Raw genomic sequence first — 15,943 nt, forward strand, 5'->3', positions numbered from 1 at the left:
CGATCGGAAAGACGGCCCTCAAGCCCGCGCCAGCACCGGTCGCAGGGCCTCGCCGCTGTGCGTGCCGGCCTGGACCACCGCCTCCGGCGTGCCCGCCACGACGACCCGGCCGCCCGCGCCTCCGCCTTCCGGCCCCAGGTCTATGACCCAGTCGGCCTCGGCGATCACGTCCAGGTCATGCTCGATGACGACCACCGAATGGCCGCCGGCCACGAGTCGGTGCAGCACGCGTATCAGCTTCTCCACGTCGGCCATGTGCAGGCCCACCGTGGGCTCGTCCAGCACATAGAGCGTGTGCGGCGCCTTCTGGCCGCGGCGCGTGACGTCGTCGCGCACCTTGACCAGCTCGGACACCAGCTTGATGCGCTGGGCCTCGCCGCCCGACAGCGTCGGCGAAGGCTGGCCCAGGGTCAGATAGCCCAGGCCCACGTCCTTCAGCAATTGCAGCGGATGGGCGATGGAAGGCATGGAGGCGAAGAACTCCACCGCCTCGTCCACCTCCATGGCCAGCACGTCGCCAATGCTCTTGCCGCGCCAGCTGACGCCCAGGGTCTCGGGGTTGAAGCGCCGGCCATGGCATTGATCGCAGAGCAGCTTCACATCGGGCAGGAAGCTCATCTCTATGGTCTGCATGCCCTGGCCTTCGCAGCCGGGGCAGCGGCCCTCGCCGGTGTTGAACGAGAAGCGGCCGGCCGCATAGCCACGGGCCTTGGACTCCAGCGTCTCGGCGAACAGCTTGCGGATCGCGTCCCAGAAGCCTATGTAGGTGGCCGGGCAGCTGCGCGGCGTCTTGCCTATGGGCGTCTGGTCGACCTCGAGCACCCGGTCGACCTGCTTGTGGCCCTCGATGCCGGCGCAGCCTATCCAGCCGCGCGCTGGGCCGCTCCCGAGCGCGGCGGCGTCCCCTCGGGGGACCGCCCGTGTACTCGCGGGCGAGGGGCCAGGTCCTGACGGATCCTTGCGCAGCGGCACGGCCATGGCCATGTTGGCCAGCAGCACGTCGCGCGCCAGCGTGCTCTTGCCCGAGCCCGAGACGCCGGTCACGGCCACCAGGCGCTGCAGTGGCACGTCGATGCTCACTTGCTTCAGGTTGTGCAGGCTGGCTTCCAGCACGCGCAGCTTGGGCGTGTCCGCATCGATGGCTCGCCGCGCTTGCAGTGGATGCAGCAAGGGCTTGGCGAGAAAGCGGCCGGTCACGGAATCGGGATGCAAGGCCAGCTCGGCCGCCGAGCCCTGGGCCACCACCTGACCGCCGCGTTTGCCGGCGCTGGGGCCTATGTCGATGATGTGGTCGGCGCGGCGTATCGTGTCCTCGTCATGCTCGACCACGACCAGGGTATTGCCCTTGTCGCCCAGCTGGCCCAGGGCCTTGAGCAGGATCTGGTTGTCGCGCGGATGCAGGCCAATCGTGGGCTCGTCCAGCACATAGCAGACGCCCTGCAGATTGCTGCCAAGCTGGGCCGCCAGGCGGATGCGCTGAGCCTCGCCGCCGGACAGCGTGGGGGCCGCGCGGTCCAGGGTCAGGTAGCCCAGGCCCACTTCCTCCAGGAACTCCAGCCGGCCGCGGATCTCGGAGACCACGTCGCGGGCGATATCGGCATCGCGGCCCGTCAGCTTCAGGCCTTCTATCCAGGCCCGGGCCTCGCCCACGCTCCAGCCGGCCACGTCGGCAATGCCCTGCGACTCGAAGGTCACCGAGCGGGCCGAAGCATTGAGCCGGGCGCCACTGCATTCCGGGCAGGGCTGGTCGGCCAGCCCTTCAATCTCGGTCTCCTCGGCCGGGAAGCTCTGCTCCCGCCCGCGGTTGTCCTTGTCCTGCTGCGTATCGTCCAGCGCCTTGCGCTGCTCGCGGGTCAAGGCAAGACCTGTCCCCACGCAATGCGGGCACCAGCCATGCTTGCTGTTGTACGAGAACATGCGCGGGTCCAGCTCGGCGTAGCTGTCGCCGCAAGTCGGGCAGGCACGCTTGGTCGAGAACACCTTGGTCTCACCTATGCCCACGGTCGAGCGGGCATCGGCAATCGCCTGGTTCAGCCGGTCCAGCGGGCTCAGCAGATGCAAGACGCCCTTGCCCAGGTCCAGAGCCTTGGCCAGCAGCTCGCGCAGCTCGACTTCCCTGGCCGGCTCAATCACCAGGTCGCCGACCGGCAGCTCCAGCGTGTGCTCCTTGAAGCGGTCCAGCCGCGGCCAGGGCGAGGTGGGCAGGAATTCGCCATCGACCCGCAGATGCGTGTAGCCGCGGCCCTTGGCCCATTTGGCCAGGTCGGTGTAGAGGCCCTTGCGGTTGACCACCAGCGGCGCCAGCAGGCCCACATGCTGACCGCGGTAGTCGCGCAGCAATTGCGCGGCGATGGACTCGACGCTCTGCGGCCGCACCGGCGTGCCGTCCTTGACGCAGTGCTGCACGCCCAGCTTGACGTAGAGCAGGCGCAGGAAATGCCAGACCTCGGTCGTCGTCGCCACCGTGCTCTTGCGGCCGCCACGGCTGAGCCGCTGCTCGATGGCCACGGTAGGCGGAATGCCCCAGACCGCATCGACCTCGGGCCGGCCCGCCGGCTGCACGATGGAGCGGGCATAGGCGTTCAGCGACTCCAGATAGCGGCGCTGGCCTTCGTTGAAAAGAATGTCGAAGGCCAGCGTGCTCTTGCCCGAGCCCGAGACGCCGGTGATGACGTTGAACTTGCCGCGCGGAATGCTGACGTCGACCGACTTCAGGTTGTGCTCGCGGGCATTGACGATGCGGATCGCCTCGTCGCCGCTCTTGGCGCGGCGTGGCCGCATCGCGTACTGCAGCGGCAGGCCTTCCTCGACCTTGGTGGCCGGCTGGTCCATGTGCAGCGCGTAGTCGCGCAGGGCCGCCGCCGTGTGCGAAGTCGGGTGCTCCTTCAGCTCCTCCGGCGTGCCCGTGGCCACCAGCTCGCCGCCCTGCTCGCCGCCTTCGGGGCCCAGGTCTATCACCCAGTCCGAGGCACGAATCACGTCGAGGTTGTGCTCGATCAGGACCAGCGAATGACCGGCCGAGAGCAGCTTGCGCAGCGCCCGCATCAGCTTGGCGATGTCGTCGAAATGCAGGCCGGTGGTCGGCTCGTCGAACAGGAACAAGGTGCCCTTGCGAGCCACCGCCTGGCGCGGCTTGGCTGTGGCCGCCTCGGCCAGGAAACCGGCCAGCTTGAGCCGCTGGGCCTCGCCGCCCGACAGCGTGGGCACGGGCTGGCCCAGCTTCAGATACTCCAGGCCCACATCGACGATGGGCTGCAGCTTGGCGACCACCTCCCGGTCATTGCGGAACAGATGCACCGCTTCGCTGACCGTCAGCTCCAGCACGTCGGACACGCTCATTTCACATGCGTCGCGCTCGATCTTGACGTCGAGAATCTCGGCGCGGAAGCGCTTGCCGTCGCAGTCAGGGCAGCGCAGGTAGACGTCGGACAGGAACTGCATCTCCACATGCTCGAAGCCCGAGCCGCCGCAGGTGGGGCAGCGGCCATCGCCGGCATTGAAGGAGAAGTAGCCGGCCGTGTAGCTGCGCTCACGAGCCACAGGCGCATCGGCGAAGCGCTTGCGGATCTCGTCGAAGGCGCCGACATAGGAAGCCGGGTTGGAGCGCGCCGTCTTGCCAATCGGCGACTGGTCGACGAAGACCGCATCGGCCAGCCAGTCCGCGCCCAGCAGCTGCTCATGCGCACCCGGCGCCTCGGTGGCCTGGCCGAAATGCCGGGCCAGGGCCGGGTAGAGCACGTCCTGCATCAGCGTGCTCTTGCCGGAGCCGGAGACGCCGGTCACCGCCACCATCTTCTGCAGCGGGAACTCGACGGTGACGTTCTTCAGGTTGTGCTCGCGCACCCCCTGCAAGATCAGCTTGGGCGTGCCGCCATCGACGATGCGCTTGATGCCCATGCCCACCTGCTTGCGAGCGCCGAGGTAGGCGCCGGTGAGCGTGTCGGCTGAGCGGATCTGAGCCGGCGTGCCGTCGAACACGATGGCGCCGCCCTTCTCGCCCGGGCCCGGGCCCATGTCGATCAGGCGGTCGGCCGCCAGCATCACGGCCGGGTCGTGCTCGACCACGACCAGGGTATTGCCGGCATCGCGCAGGCGGTGCATGGCCTGGACGATGCGGTCCATGTCGCGCGGATGCAGGCCTATGCTGGGCTCGTCCAGCACGAACAGCGTGTTGACCAGCGAGGTGCCCAGGGCCGTGGTCAGGTTGATGCGCTGCACCTCGCCGCCGCTGAGCGTGCGGCTCTGCCGGTCCAACGTCAGGTAGCCGATGCCCACGTCGCAGAGGTATTTGAGCCGGTTGCGGATTTCGTCCAGCAGCAGCTTCAGCGCCTCGTCCAGCATGGTGGACGGCAGCTCCAGCTGGTCCATGAAGCGGCGCAAGCGGTGCAGCGGCAGCTGCATCAGATCGTTCAGCGACAGACCATCCAAAGCTTCAAGCTGGTTGCGGTTCCAGCTCACGCCTTCGGGCAGGAAGCGCTGCTCGACCGGCAGCGCCTCGTCGGCCAGGGCCTTGGAGCCCACGCGCCACAGCAGGGCCTCGGTCTTGAGCCGCGCACCGCGGCAGGCCGGGCATTCGGTGTAGCTGCGGTACTTGGACAGCAGCACCCGGATGTGCATCTTGTAGGTCTTGCTCTCCAGGTATTCGAAGAAGCGCTTGATGCCGTACCACTGCTTGTTCCAGTTGCCGTTCCAGTTCGGCGAGCCGCCCACCACCCAGTCGCGCTGGGCCTGCGTCAGCTGGTTCCAGGCGGTGTCGCGCGGAATGCCGGCCTCGCCGGCGTACTTGATCAGGTCGTCCTGGCATTCCTTCCAGGCCGGCGTCTGCATGGGCTTGATCGCGCCGCTGCGCAGCGTATTCTTCTCGTCCGGAATCACCAGGCCCATGTCGACCCCGATGACGCGGCCGAAGCCGCGGCAGGTCTCGCAGGCGCCCATGGCCGAGTTGAACGAGAACAGCGGCGGCTGCGGATCGGCATAGCGCAGATCGCTCTCGGGGCAGTGCAGGCCGGTGGAGTATTTCCACACCAGCGGTTCGCCTTCTTCCTGCAATACGTAGACCGTGAGACGGCCACTGCCGCGCTTCAGGCCCAGCTCGATGGCCTCCATGGCGCGCTGCTTGTCGGCGCCCTGCAGGCGGAAGCGGTCCGCCACCACGTCGAGGATCTTGCGCTCGCCCACCTGACGCTCGGCCTGCACCCGGGTGAAGCCGCTGGCCGACAGCCATTGCTCGACCTGATCGGCCGTGGTGTTGGCCGGCAGCTCGACCGGGAAGGTCAGCACCAGGCGCGGATCTGCAGCCTTCGTCCGCTCCAGCAGCTCGGCATAGATGGTCTGCGCCGTGTCGTGCCGCACCGGCAGCGCGGTCTGCTTGTCATACAAGGCCGCCGCGCGGGCGAACAAGAGCTTCAGGTGGTCGTTCAGCTCGGTCATGGTGCCGACCGTGGAACGGCTGGTGCGCACCGGATTGGTCTGGTCGATGGCGATGGCCGGGGGCACGCCCTCGACCTTGTCCACCGCCGGCCGGTCCATGCGGTCCAGGAACTGGCGGGCATAGGCCGAGAAGGTCTCGACATAGCGGCGCTGCCCCTCGGCATACAGGGTGTCGAACACCAGGCTGGACTTGCCCGAGCCACTGGGCCCGGTGACCACGGTCAGCTCGCCGGTGGCGATGTCCAGGTCGAGGTTCTTGAGGTTGTGCTGCCGGGCGCCCCGGATGCGGATCTGACCTTCGGACATCTTGGTGGTACGGGTTAGGCTGGACCAACGGAGGACAGGCATTCTAGGAAGGCCTGCAAGGCCTTGCCGCTGCCGGGCCCCAGGCTCCTGACAAAGGGTGGCAGCAGGCATCTCAAGGGTTAACCCTTGCAACCCTTGGTATCCTCGACGCCACCGAGGAAGCGCCGAATCGCGAGAATGCAGCCACCATGATGTCCGTCGCCGTCCAAGCCGAAGCCGAAGTCCTGCTGGTCGAGGACAACCCGATCAACCAGGTCGTGGCCCTGGAGTTCCTCAAGCTGATGGGACTGCAGAGCCGCCTGGCCCAGGACGGCCTGGAAGCGATGGAGCAATGCCGCTTCAAGGCGCCGGACCTGGTGCTGATGGACATTCAGATGCCGGGCATGGACGGCCTGGAATGCGCGCGCCGGCTGCGCGAGCTGCAGCGCCAGGGCCAGATGGCGCATTTCCCCATCCTCGCGCTGACCGCCCATGCGCTGGAGACCGACGTGCTGGCCAGCATGAACGCCGGCATGGACGAGCACCTGACCAAGCCGCTGGACTTCGCCGCGCTGCGCAACCGTTTGTCACGCTGGCTCAAGCTGCCGGGCGGCAACGACTGACCCCCGGGTAGGCGCCACACCATGAGCTGGCTGGGTTGCGAGCTGCCACTGATCCAGGCCCCGATGGCCGGGTCGCAGACCAGCCGCCTGGCCATCGCGGTCTGCCAGGCCGGCGCCATAGGCTCGCTGCCGGCGGCCATGCTCAGCCCCGACCGCCTGCGCGCCGAGTTGCAGGCCCTGCGCGCGGCCACCGACAAGCCCTTCAATCTCAACTTCTTCTGCCACCGGCCTCCGCCACCCAATGCCGAGCGCGAGGCGCAATGGCTGAGCCGGCTCGGCCCCTACTACGCCGAACATGGCATAGCCGCGGCCAGCATCCCCCACGGCCCGGGCCGTGCGCCGTTCAGCGCCGAGCTGGCCGAGCTGATCGCCGAATTCAAGCCGCCGGTGCTGAGCTTCCATTTCGGCCTGCCCGATCCGCTGCTGCTGGCCCGCGTCAAGCAATGGGGCGCCATGGTGCTGTCCACGGCCACCACCGTGGAAGAGGCGCGCTGGCTGGAGGAGCATGGCGCCGACGCCGTGATCGCCCAGGGTCTGGAGGCCGGCGGCCATCGCGGCCATTTCCTCAGCCCCGACCTCAGCCGCCAGCAGGGCCTGTTCGCCTTGCTGCCCCAGGTCGTCGCCGCCGTGAAAGTGCCGGTGATCGCGGCCGGCGGCATTGCCGACGCGGCCGGCGTGAGGGCCGCCCTTGCCCTGGGCGCCTCGGCCGCGCAGGTCGGCAGCGCCTACCTGCTCTGCGACGAATGCGAGACCAGCGCCATCCACCGCGCCGCGCTGCAGAGCCCCGCGGCCGGCCATACAACGCTGACGCATTTGTTCACCGGCCGCCCAGCGCGCGGCATCGTCAACCGGCTGATGCGCGAACTGGGGCCGATGTCCGAGCCGGTGCCCGAGTTCCCGCTGGCCACTTCGGCGATTGCACCGCTGCGCGCTGCGGCCGAGGCCCGCGGCAAGGGTGACTTCTCGCCGCTGTGGGCCGGCCAGAACCTGAGCGGCTGCCGGCCTGTGCCGGCCGGTGAATTGACCCGCTCGCTGGCGCCCTGACCCCTGGGCCGGTGACAGACCTTGCCGGCGCGCAGGCCGCAGGCCTATGCTCGGCACCATGTTGCCGGCCATGCCCATCAGAGCCCTGGTGCTGCTGGTCCTGCTTTGCCTTGCAGCAAGTGCCCCCCGGGCACAAGCTCCCAATGGCGAGAGTCCGCGGCTGCTGCGCATCTGCATCGGCGATTCCGCCATCCCGCCCTACCTGAACAACGACCCCAAACACCTGGGCCGCGCCGAGCGGTTGATGGTCGAGGCCGGGCGCGCGCTGGACCTGGGCGTGGTGCTGCAACGCTACCCGTTCCGCCGCTGCCGCCAGATGATGCAGGCCGGCGACAGCGACTTCATCCTCGCCGGCGTGACGCCCGAAAACCTGATCGAGTACCAGTTCCCCATGAAGGCCGGTGTGCTCGACCCCGAGCGCAGGATGGCCCGCCTGAACCTGGTCTGGCTGCGCCGGCCCGAAAGCCGCCTCGACTGGGACGGCAAGCAGATGGTGGGCGAGCTGCCCAAGAACCGGCCGCTGCTGGTCGGCACCCGGGCCAGCCAGCGCATCGCCTCCTCGTCCGCGGCCCAGCTCGGCTACGACGTGGACGACAAGGCCATCACGGCAGCGGCCGTGCTGCGCATGCTGGCCGTAGGCCGGGTCGACGTGGTGCTGGGCCTGCAGGAAGAAATGGAGATGGCCCTGGCCGATCCCACCACCAAGCCGCTGGTCGTGATGCCGCGGCCGCTGCAGCGCCAGGACTTCTACGTGGTGACCATCAGCAAGCCCTCGGCCAGCCTCGCTCCGTTGATAGAGCGCTTCTGGAACGCCCTGGCCAAGCTCAGGGAACAGCCCGAGTTCATGCGCGACTGAGCCCAGGCTCAGAACACCAGCACGAAGCCCGCCCCGCCTTCGACCGGCCGCACATGGCGCACGCGGCCGCCCATGCCGTTGACCAGCTGGCGCACCACGGTCAGGCCTATGCCCTGGCCGCCCTCGCGGGCGCTGAAGAAGGGCAGGAAGATCTGGCGCTCCAGCCCGGCCGGCACCCCGGGGCCGTTGTCGCGCACGCTGAGCATCAGCCGACCGCCGCGGCCCTGGTGGGCCTGCAGCCAGACCCGCGGCTGGCGCAGCCCGGCCGTGGCCTGCTCGGCATTGCTGAGCAGGGCCAGCAGGGCCTGTTCCAGCTGGCCTTCGTCCGCCATCAGGCGCAGGCCCTGGGTCTGCCCCACTTCGAAGCGGGCCTCGCCACCGCGTGCGGCCCAGGCCGGCGCAATAGCCTGCTGCAGGCGAGCGAAGAGCAGGCCCAGGTCCACCGGTGCCAGCTGCGGTGCCGGCCAGCGGCTGACCTGGCGGTAGGTGGCGACGAAGCCGGCCAGGCTTTCGGCGCGATGGGCGATGGCATCCAGCGCGAGGCGCAGCTCGTCGGCCGCGTCCGGTTCGTCGAGCAGCTGCCGCGCCGTCTGGCTGAGGCTCTGGATGGGCGTCAGCGAATTCATGATCTCGTGGGTCAGCACCTGCACCAGCTGCTGCCAGGCCTGCAGCGACTCGGTCTCCAGCTCATGCTCCAAGGGCACCAGGGCCAGCAGCATCTCGGCACGACCGGCGATGGACAGCGGCTGGCGGCGCAGCAGCCAGCGCTCGGCACCGCGTTCGGTATCGAGCAGGACCGGGCCGCTGCTCGTAGCCTCGCGCAGCAGGGTCTGCAGGGCCCTGGCATCGCGCACGCCGCCGGGCGCCGCGAGGCGGCGCGCGCGGCTGCTCAGGGGTTGCAGGCGCTCGCCTTCGAGCACCCAGGCCGCGACCGGCAGATGCTCGAGCCGGGTCTGCAGCAGCAGCTCCAGATCGGGTGATCGCCGCGGCTCGGGTTCCGCCGAGGGCAGCAGCACCGGCTCGCGCCGAGCGCGCAGCGGCCAGGCCGACGCCAGGCCCACAAGGGCCAGTACCGCGCCACTGACCCATCCGCGCGAGCTGCCGCCGGCCCAGGCCACAGTGGCGCCGGCGGCACTCCAGCACAGCGCTGCGGCGAGCAGACGCCAGGCTTCAGAGCCCATGCTTCTCCAGCCTTCGATACAGGGCTGCGCGCGACAGCCCCAGCTGGCGCGCCGCCTCGCTGAGATTGCCTTCAGAGGCTGCCACGGCCGCCACCAGGGCGGCCCGCTCCTGCGCCGCCAGCGAGCGCGGGCTGCCGGCCATCGATTCAAGGCTCGCCGTCGTCGTCGTGGTCTCGGACTCGACGCTGCCCTGCAAGGCCTCGCGGCAGGTCGCCACCAGGCGCACGTTGTCCCAGGGCTTGGTGATGAAGTCGAAGGCGCCGCGGCGCAGGGCCTGCACCGCCAGTTCGATCTCCGCATAGGCGGTCATCACGACCACGCGCGGCGGCTTCGGCCGCGCCAGTGCTTCCGACAGCAGGCGCAGGCCTTGCTCGCCGTCGGTGCGGCCGGGGCCGAAGTTCATGTCCAGCAGCAGCAGACCCGGCTGCAGGCGCTCCAGCGCGGCCGGCAGTTCGGCCGGGCGACGCAGGCAGTGCAGCGGCGCCACACGGCGCTGCAAAAGCAGTTGCGCGGCGAGCCCCACGTCGGGGTCGTCGTCGAGCAGCAGGATGGACGAGTGGGAAGCAACGGGGCCGTTCACGCGCGCATCATCGCAGGCAGCTGCCGCACTGGTCAGGGGAGCGTCCGGAAACGAACAGGGCGGACGCCTCGCGACGTCCGCCCTGCCGGTCAGCCTTGGGTCAGGCCTTGCCGGCGCGACGCCGCGAGCCGAAGGCCAGGCCGGCCAGGCCGAGCCCCAGCAGGGCCATGGTCGAGGGCTCGGGCACATTGAACTCGGCGTAGATGTCGGCCGTGCTGCGCAGGTACTGCGGGTTGGCCATCACGTCCACGCTGGTGTTCCAGCCGATGGCATCGAAGGCTGCCAGGTCCAGGGCCGACACCTCGTCCATCTTGCCGCCGCAGATGTAGGGGTTCATCGTGCCGAGGAAGTTGGAGCATGGGGCCTGCTGGTTGGGTTCCTTCCAGTGCGAGGCCTGGTTGCCGTCGCCGTTGATCGGGCCGGTCGAGAAGTAGCCGCCGTAGAAGGCCGAGACGCCGCCATCGAGCGAGAAATACGCGTCGGTCACGGGCGCCCAGTCCAGCTGGCCGGGTGCGCCGTAGCGGAACATGTCGAGGCCGTAGGCCCACCAGGCGCCGTCCACCCGGCCCCCATAGCCGTCGGAATAGTCGAAGTCGTCGGCACCGCTGACGAAGCCCAGCGCATGGCCGATCTCATGGATCGCCACGCCGACGAAGTCGATGTAGCCCGACTTGATGCCGTCGGTCGGGTCGAAGTCGAAGGCGTACTGGTTGGAGAACAGGATGCGGGCATCGATGGTGCCCGGTGCGAAGTTCGCGCCCAGTGCCTTGGCATTGGCGGTGGTCAGGGCCAGGGTGCTGTTGATCGCATCGTCCGGTGCGAGGCGCTTGCCGGCGCTGACGTCGATGCCCAGGCCCGGCGTCAGGTAGCCCGGCACCAGGGCCGACACGCCACCGTTCACATTCAGCGGCGAGAGGTTGCTCACAGCCAGGGCATCCAGAGCACTGTTCCCGGTGGCGGCCAGGGCCCCGTAGTAGGCATCGATGGGCAGGAACTCCAGCAAGTTGGAGTTGGTGCCGCCGAGCACCCCCGGGTCCAGCTTGGCGTAACCCACGTTGATCTCGATCTTGGCGTCGTTGGTCAGCACCGACTCCCAGTACTTGGCAGCGATCTTGAAGCCCTTCTCGGCCTTGGTACCGGTCACGGCGGCATTGCCACCCAGGTCATGGAGAACGATCTCCACGGCACTGGCCGGACCGGCAAAAAGCGCGGCAGCAGCAGCCACCGAGGCTGCGATCAGTGAGGTCTTGAAAGAAGAAAACGTGCGCGACAAGGTGGACTCCAGCCCTAGTTTTTTGGTCGGCGGATGCTATTCGCACAATCCGTGGGCAAACGAGGGAAAAACACTGCCACCCCCTCATCCGGGTGTCCGGCCTGGACAGACCGGGGCCGGCTGAGCTAGCCCAACATCGGTCAGGGAACCGCTGTCCGGAATCGAACAGGGGCCTGTGCCGGCAACGCCAGGCCGGCGATGCTGCCGTCCGTGACCTCCAAGCATCCTCCTTCCCTGCACACCGTCCCGCCGCTGGCCAGCGGCGCGGCCATGGACCGAGTCGTGCCGCCGCCACACCGAGGCCTGGCCATGAAGCTGGCGCGGGCCGGCCTGGCGCTGCTGGCCGTGGGAATGGTCGCGGTCCTGGTCGCCAAGCTGCGCGAGCCTGCCTTGCGCAAGGTCGAGACGCCGCAGCTGGCCGCGGTCGAAGCCGGCGAGTTCCGTGACGAGCTGCCTTTGCGTGCCCGGGTCGAGCCGCTGCGCTCTGTGCAGCTGGATGCCACCGAAGCCGGACGGGTCGAAGCCGTGCTGGTGCGCGACGGCGAGGTGGTGCAGGCCGGTGTGCCGCTGTACCGCTTGCACAGCCCCGAGCAGGAACAGCTGCTGATGCAACGCAGTGCCGAGGTCGCCCAGCAGATGGCCAATGCCTCGGTGCAGCGCAGTGCCCTGGCCTCCAGCCTGGCGCAGAACCGGCGCGAGCTGCTGCAATTGCAGGCGGCCGCCCAGCAGGCCGAGGCCGAGCTGAAGCGCCAGAACGAGCTGGCCGCGTCGGGCTTCATCACCCAGTCGGCCCTGGAACAGGTGCAGCGCCAGCAAAGGCTGGCCCGCGAGCTGCTGGTCCAGGCCCGCGAAGACCAGCGCCTCGAGGCCGAGACACGCGCCCAGTCCCAGGCCGAGATGGACAGTGCCGTGCGCCGCCTGCAGGGTGGACTCAAGCTGATCGAGAAGGCGCAGCAACGGCTGCTGCAGCGGGCGCCGATCGCCGGCCAGCTCAGCGGGTTCAGCCTGCAGGTGGGCGCCAGCGTGCGCCCCGGCGACCGCCTGGGCCGCATCGACGATGCCGAGGGCGGCCTGCAACTGGCCGCCGAGGTGGACGAGTACTACCTGCCGCGGCTGCGCACCGGCCTGGCCGCCACCACCGAGGGCCGCGGCCGCTTGCAGCTGGCCCAGACCCTGCCCCAGGTGCAGGGCGGCAAGGTGCGCGTGCTGCTGCGCTGGAACGGCGAGGCTGCACCGGTCGGTCTGCGCGCCGGCCAGGCCGTGGAGCTGCGGCTGCAGCTCAGCGAGGCCACGGCGCAGGCCCTGGTGCTGCCCGATGGCCCCGGCGTGCAGAGCCGGCTCTATGTGCGCGAAGGCAGCGAGCTGCGTTTGCGCGAGGTGCATCTCGGCCGACGGGCGGCCGGCCGCGTCGAAGTCCTGTCCGGTCTCAAGGCCGGCGACCAGGTGCTGATCTCCCAACCTCCTCCCGATGCCCAGGAAAGGCTCGCGCTTCCATGATCGAACTCCAACAACTCTCCAAGCGCCATCGCAGCGGTGAAGTCGAGACCACGGCGCTGGACCGCGTCGACCTGCGCATCGAGGCCGGCGAATATGTGGCCATCACCGGCCCCTCGGGCTGCGGCAAGTCCACCTTGCTGGGCCTGCTGGGCCTGCTCGATGCACCCAGCAGCGGCCGCTACCTGCTGCAGGGCGAAGACGTGACCGGCAGGTCGCCGCGCGAACTCGCCGCCATCCGCCGCGGCCGCATAGGCTTCGTGTTCCAGAGCTTCAACCTGGTGGACGAGCTGACGGTGGCCGACAACGTGCAGCTGGCCCTGAGCTACGGCGGCATGGCCGAACGCGAGCAGCGCCAGCGGGTGGCCGAGGTGCTGGAGCGGCTGGGCCTTTCGCACCGCGCCAGGCACCACCCCAGCCAGCTCAGCGGCGGCCAGCAGCAGCGCGTGGCCATCGCGCGGGCCATCGCCGCCCGGCCGGCCCTGCTGCTCGCCGACGAGCCCACCGGCAACCTCGACAGCGCCCATGGCCTGGAAGTGATGAAGCTGCTGCGCGAGCTCAATGACGAGGGAGCTACCCTGGTGATGGTGACGCACAGTGCCGAGCATGCCGCCCTGGCCTCGCGCAGCGTGCGCCTGCTCGACGGCCGCATCCTCGTGGATGCCCACGCGGAGGCCGTGGCATGAAGGCCCTGCTGATTGCCGCACTGCGCAATCTGCGCGCCCGGCCGGGCCCCTCGCTGGTGGCCCTCTTCGGCCTCGGCCTGGCCCTCGCCGCCTGCCTGCTGATGGGCCTGCTGGCGCTGGCCCTCTCGAGCACCTCGCCCGACATCCGCGATCCTGCCCGCGTCGTGGTGCTCGACTTCAAGGGCAATCCCCCTGGCATGCCCAGCCCCTGGTTCACGCGTTCGCCGGTCGCCTTCGGCGAACTGCTGAAGGCCCGCCAGCTGCCGCTGGAGAACATCGCCCGGGCGGCGCCCGGCTGGCTGGACACCCGCATGGAAGGCATCGTGCAGCCACTGGCCATGCTGCTGGTCGATCCCGAACTGGTTCCCCTGCTGGGCCTGCGCGCCCTGCACGGCACCCTGCCCGGCACCTTGACGCAGAAGGACGCCATCGCCCTCACCCCGTCCACGGTGCGCATGTTGTGGGGCGAGCTGCCGCCGCAGCAGGCCCTCGGCCGCACACTGGACCTGGAGGGCCGGGTCGTGACGGTCACCGCCATCGTCCCGGAGCCGGATCCGCGCGCCCCGCTGGCGACCTACCGCGCCATCGCCGGCTTCGACTCGCTGGCCAATCCCATGGACGAGGAAACCCGCCAGGAAGTCTTCAACATGAACGGCCGGGTGTTCGCCCGGCTGGGAGCCGGCGTCAGTGCGGCCCAGGTGGGCCCCTGGATGCGCGAGGCCTTCCTCGCCAGCCCCGCCTTCAAGAAGCTGCCGCCGGAATGGAGCGCCGGCCGCGAGGCCGCCTATTTCCGCGGTCTGCCGCTGACCGAACTGCCTTTCGAGGGCGAGGAGAACGAGCTGCGCTGGAACGCGCTCGCCGCCGTCGGTGGCGCCTCGGCGCTGCTGCTGGTGATGGCCGCGCTGAACCTCCTGAGCCTGCAGAGCGCCACGCTCCTGCAGCGCCAGCGCGAGACTGCCCTGCGCCGCAGCCTCGGCGCCGCCGGGCCGCATCTGCTGCGGCTCTGGGGCCTTGAAACCGGCCTGCTGCTGCTGGCCAGCGGCGCCCTGGCCCTGCTGCTGGCCTGGATGCTGGCGCCATCGGTGGCCGGCGTGCTGGGCCTGGCCCCGAGCCACCCGGTGGCCGATCCGATTCCACTCGAAATCTGGCTGGGCTTGGCGGGCGTGCTGCTGGTGCTGCTGCCGCTGACCCTGGGCCTGCCCGCCTGGCAGGCGCTGCGTCGTGCGCCGGCACCGGCCCTGCAAGGCCGCACGGCCAGCGAAGGTCCCTGGGGCCGCCGTGTGCGCCAAGGCCTGCTGTCCCTGCAGCTCGGTGGCGCCCTGCTACTGCTGGTGATGACCGGCGTGCTGGGCCTGCAGCAGCACCACCTGATCAGCGCCGACCGCGGCTATCAGCTCGAGAACCGGCTGTACCTGGGGCTGAACGTCAATCCGGCCAAGCTGCCCGAACTGCAGGGCCTGCTCGACGGCCTGAGCACGCATCCGGCCATCCGGCACTGGGCCTTCAGCAGCATGCGGCCGGCGCGCGATTTCGGCCCCGGCCGGCTTGAGCACTACAGCAATGCGGCCCGGCAGACACAGCTGGTCGGGGTCGCCACCGTGTCGGCCAGCTTCTTCGACACCTACGGCATGAAGCTGCTGGCCGGCCAGCCGGTGAAGTGGCAGCCGGTCGCCGACGAGTCGGCCGAGCGGCCGGTGATCATCGATACCAAGGCCGCCCAGGCCCTGGGCTTCAAGACACCACAGGCAGCGATCGGTGCCCTGCTGAATGGCGGCGGCGCCTTCCTCCAGTCCGGCGAAAGCAGGCCGCGACGCGTGGTCGGTGTGGTCGGCCAGGTCAACCTGGAGTCGGCACGCGAGCCGGCCCGGCCCATGGTGTTCCAGCTCAGCGAGGCGCCGCAATGGGACATCACAGTCCACGGCAACGACATGGCCTCGCTGCAGCAGGCCGTCGCCGAGCTCTGGAAGCGCCACGGCCCGGCGATCCGCCACACGGTCGAGCGGGTCGACGCGCAGCGTGCGGCCGCCTACGAGCAGGAGGCGGTCTTCGCCTGGACCCTGGCCGTGGTCGCCCTGCTGGCTGTGGTCGTCGCCATGCTGGGAGCCTATGCCCTAGTGGCCGACACCCTGCGCCGCCGTCGCACCGAACTGGTCCTGCGGCGCCTGCATGGCGCCAGCCATGCGGCCATCGCGCTGCGCCTCGCACGCGAGTTCGCCTGGCCGCTCGGTCTGGCCGCCCTGGCGGGCCTGCCACTGGCCGGACTGCTGGGCCGGAGGTTCCTGGCCGGCTTCGTCGACCGGGTGGACCTGGTGACCGGCCTGACCCTGCCCATGCTGACCGGCCTGCTGGTGCTGGGCTGCGTGGTCACCCTGGCCGCCGCCCGCCACCTGGGGCTGGCCCTGCGTCTGCGCCCCATCGAGGCCTTGCGCTGAGCTCGCTTCGCGGCCCACCAGGGACCGCTTGACACGCGTCGTTTTTTGGTTAGCATCCG

The 15,943-nt window shown here is 69.7% G+C and carries 10 protein-coding genes; 6 read left to right on the forward strand and 4 right to left on the reverse strand.

Annotation, left to right across the window (positions count from 1 at the left end):
* Positions 1-18: 18 nt before the first annotated feature.
* Positions 19-5,736: an excinuclease ABC subunit UvrA gene (uvrA, locus tag QT382_RS10695; protein WP_289254019.1), complete on the reverse strand. Its 5,718-nt coding sequence runs from the start codon at positions 5,734-5,736 to the stop codon at positions 19-21.
* 191 nt (positions 5,737-5,927) lie between these two features.
* On the opposite strand from uvrA, the gene QT382_RS10700 reads away from it, so the two are divergent.
* From QT382_RS10700 to QT382_RS10710, 3 genes are all read left to right on the forward strand, one after another.
* Positions 5,928-6,338, forward strand: coding sequence for a response regulator (locus tag QT382_RS10700; RefSeq protein WP_289254020.1), 411 nt, complete (start codon positions 5,928-5,930; stop codon positions 6,336-6,338).
* 21 nt (positions 6,339-6,359) lie between these two features.
* Positions 6,360-7,382 (forward strand): NAD(P)H-dependent flavin oxidoreductase, encoded by a 1,023-nt coding sequence (locus QT382_RS10705; RefSeq protein ID WP_289254021.1) that lies wholly within the window; start codon positions 6,360-6,362, stop codon positions 7,380-7,382.
* Positions 7,383-7,452: 70 nt separating this feature from the next.
* The gene (locus tag QT382_RS10710; RefSeq protein WP_289254022.1) at positions 7,453-8,238 is read left to right on the forward strand and encodes a transporter substrate-binding domain-containing protein; all 786 of its coding nucleotides are present in this window, start codon (positions 7,453-7,455) and stop codon (positions 8,236-8,238) included.
* A gap of 8 nt (positions 8,239-8,246) precedes the next feature.
* Here QT382_RS10710 and QT382_RS10715 read toward each other — a convergent pair whose 3' ends face one another.
* From QT382_RS10715 to QT382_RS10725, 3 genes are all read right to left on the reverse strand, one after another.
* Positions 8,247-9,419, reverse strand: coding sequence for a sensor histidine kinase (locus QT382_RS10715; protein WP_289254023.1), 1,173 nt, complete (start codon positions 9,417-9,419; stop codon positions 8,247-8,249).
* Positions 9,409-9,999, reverse strand: coding sequence for a response regulator (locus QT382_RS10720; RefSeq protein WP_289254024.1), 591 nt, complete (start codon positions 9,997-9,999; stop codon positions 9,409-9,411). Before QT382_RS10720 ends, QT382_RS10715 begins: the two co-directional genes overlap by 11 nt.
* 100 nt (positions 10,000-10,099) lie before the next feature.
* Positions 10,100-11,272, reverse strand: a complete 1,173-nt coding sequence (locus tag QT382_RS10725) for an NF038122 family metalloprotease (RefSeq protein ID WP_289254025.1) — start codon at positions 11,270-11,272, stop codon at positions 10,100-10,102.
* Between the two features lie 210 nt (positions 11,273-11,482).
* On the opposite strand from QT382_RS10725, the gene QT382_RS10730 reads away from it, so the two are divergent.
* Genes QT382_RS10730 through QT382_RS10740 form a run of 3 tightly spaced genes read left to right on the forward strand, consistent with a single transcriptional unit; the run spans position 11,483 to position 15,884 of the window.
* Positions 11,483-12,769 carry an efflux RND transporter periplasmic adaptor subunit gene (locus QT382_RS10730; protein ID WP_289254026.1) on the forward strand — a complete coding sequence of 429 codons (1,287 nt, stop codon included), beginning with the start codon at positions 11,483-11,485 and terminating at the stop codon, positions 12,767-12,769.
* Positions 12,766-13,452, forward strand: coding sequence for an ABC transporter ATP-binding protein (locus QT382_RS10735; RefSeq protein WP_289254027.1), 687 nt, complete (start codon positions 12,766-12,768; stop codon positions 13,450-13,452). The genes QT382_RS10730 and QT382_RS10735 overlap by 4 nt, the downstream gene beginning before the upstream one ends.
* Positions 13,449-15,884 (forward strand): ABC transporter permease, encoded by a 2,436-nt coding sequence (locus tag QT382_RS10740; RefSeq protein ID WP_289254028.1) that lies wholly within the window; start codon positions 13,449-13,451, stop codon positions 15,882-15,884. The genes QT382_RS10735 and QT382_RS10740 overlap by 4 nt, the downstream gene beginning before the upstream one ends.
* Positions 15,885-15,943 lie beyond the last annotated feature (59 nt).

The sequence above is a fragment of the Pelomonas sp. SE-A7 genome (assembly GCF_030345705.1).
GTDB lineage: Bacteria > Pseudomonadota > Gammaproteobacteria > Burkholderiales > Burkholderiaceae_C > JAUASW01.